This window comes from Laspinema olomoucense D3b (assembly GCF_025370785.1).
Taxonomy (GTDB): Bacteria; Cyanobacteriota; Cyanobacteriia; order Cyanobacteriales; family Laspinemataceae; genus Laspinema; species Laspinema olomoucense.
The window spans coordinates 1-2,398 of the sequence record NZ_JAMXFA010000088.1; the positions used below are offsets into that span (position 1 = coordinate 1).

The window sequence follows — 2,398 nt, forward strand, 5'->3', positions numbered from 1 at the left end:
GCCGTGGTTCCTAGTAATACTTCAATCGGCAATTCTGAGAGGATGGGAACGGTGAATTCATAAGCCCCAATATCGGCCACTGCCGTCCCATTCTCATCCCCATCAAAGGGCCGAATTTGTCCCCGTGTATCTGTGGTGGGTGCTACGGCATTATTACCCGCATCAATGGCAGGACTTCCGGGTAGTAAGGGATGAATCAAAAATCCATCTATTTCCTGCAACGGTCCTAATAGGGGGTCGGCGATCCGCACATTGGCGGTGACGTTAACATCTTGAGAAGCGTTCAGATTTTTGCTGGGGAATTGAATGTTATTCCCGCCATCAATTAGCTCTTTTCTCGTTTGCTGAAACCGACTTAATCCATTTCCTGCTGTATTATTACTGACAATTGTATTTGACAGTGTAATGGGAGGCGAAATGAGACTGGTAAAAATTGCTCCGGCTACATCACCTGCTTGATTATTGACAATAGTTGTGTTCACAATGGTCGTCGGAGAGAAAGTTGTGATCCCACCACCTACACCCCCAGTTCCATCGGAATTTTCTGATTTGTTTCCAGAAAAGGTACTATTAATGATAGTAGTTGGTGATTTATTGTCAATCCATAAACCACCTCCTTGGCCCTGAGATACATTGTTATAAAAAGTAGTATTGCGCACTGTGAAATCTCCATTTCCTAATCGCAAGCCTCCTCCTAACGCTTGATTTAAATAATCAGAAATGATAATATTGTTGACAAAAATACTATCTTCAACAATACCTTTATCTCCATTTTCACCATAAATAAAGAAAAAAACTGCGCCTCCTTTTCCGACTCCTATATTCCCTTCAAATCGACTACTACGAATTACGCTCGTTCCCGAAGTTCCGCCAAAACTTGCAGAGACTCCATCAGTAAAAATGGCTCCACCAAAACCTCTAAGGTCTTGATTTATGGATGCTCCTGCTGTTGTGTCGTTATTAATAAATGTAGAATTTTCTACATTTAAAAGAGTAGAAGCAGTATTGATTGCCCCTCCATTAATTCCTTTGTTATTAAGAAATTGACTATTTTTAACAGTAAGGATGCTATTTCCAAATGTGGAAATAGCCCCCCCCCACGTTCGCTTTGACTTGCCGTTGCATCATTTCCATCAAATATACTGCCAGTTATAGTTATATTACTACTATTGCCTGTCGCAATTGCTCCACCTCCTTCTCCTCTAGTAAAATTATTTCTAAAATTAACATTTTCAATGTTCAAGTTGACCCGTGACCGAGTATAAATTGCTCCACCCGAACCATCTATTCCCGTTTCAAGGGTTTTTCCATTAATTAAATTTAAGTTAGCCAAGTTAACTGTTCGGAAATTGCTAACCCAGAAAACTCGACTGGCATTATTGCCACTAATCGTAATCCCAGCAGCATTTGAGCCATCAATGGTTAGGTCTTTATTTAGTTCTAATTGACCGCTAGTCAGGGTAATGGTTTGATTGGCAAGACTAGAGTCAAACAGGATGGTGTCTCCCCCTTGGGCAGAGGTGATCGCATTTCTTAAAGACCCCGCCCCACTATCATTGGCATTCGTCACTGTTAGAATCGCCAAAACTCCCGAATATGCCATCATCGCCTCGGGTTTGAGTGCCAAGGGTGCGGTTATTTCTCCCGTTCTAAAGGCTAAATCCCAGTTACCTCCGCGTTCTGAATTGCCCGTCATATCCACGGATGCGGCAATATTAACCCCCGTCAAGCGACTCAGGGTTCTTACAAATTCGGCACCGATTCCTGCTGCTACTTGACATCCATAGAGGAACAGATTGCCTTCGGGAATCAAGGCCCTAGACCAAGACTGCAAACTTTCTTGAAATTCGCATAAATTATCAGCGGATAACATCACCTTCCCTAGGCGCAAGCAACCGGGACTACCGTGTGAAATAATATGCAGAGATTCTACAGGTTGACCCTGCCTCATGAGGCTTTCTAAAACCTCAGTAATCTGCTGGACGCCATCAGCAAACTCATCTAACACAATCGCCTGAAAATTCTCCCAAACACCGGGAATCAAACTGAGATAATTTTCTACGTTAGAATCAATAAAAACTAATGATTTCGCCGAAGAAAATCTGCCCTTGTTTTGAGTTATAAGGGAATCCATATTACTGATCATCGGGACTACTCCAAAATGTTTTTTCGGGTAGATACCAGCCCTGATTGAGAAAAGAGGCTTCCGAGAGGCAAGGGTTCGGATTTAACCTCATTTTAGCAGCCTATCGGTTGAGTTTAGCAGCCGTGATACTGCTGTCGAGAGGGAGAAATATCCAACTTTTTAATGGGAAAAAATCCCCCCAACTTTCCCCTAAATCATCACAATATCCACAGGAGTAATCCTCGTGGCGTCCACATTATTTAAAGCGACCAA

Annotated in this window: 2 protein-coding genes; both read right to left on the reverse strand. The window is 42.6% G+C overall.

From position 1 onward, the window contains the following. On the reverse strand, positions 1-482 hold a 482-nt coding region (locus tag NG792_RS28705), incomplete at its 3' end, for a choice-of-anchor Q domain-containing protein (RefSeq protein WP_317619535.1). A 503-nt stretch (positions 483-985) separates the two neighbouring features. Next, positions 986-2,146 carry a DUF4347 domain-containing protein gene (locus NG792_RS28710; protein WP_261237791.1) on the reverse strand — a complete coding sequence of 387 codons (1,161 nt, stop codon included), beginning with the start codon at positions 2,144-2,146 and terminating at the stop codon, positions 986-988. Positions 2,147-2,398: the final 252 nt, after the last annotated feature.

Bases quoted from the DNA above. Each gene is read 5' to 3' on its own strand.
- NG792_RS28710 (WP_261237791.1), bottom strand. From the start codon at position 2,146: ATGATCAGTAATATGGATTCCCTTATAACTCAAAACAAGGGCAGATTT.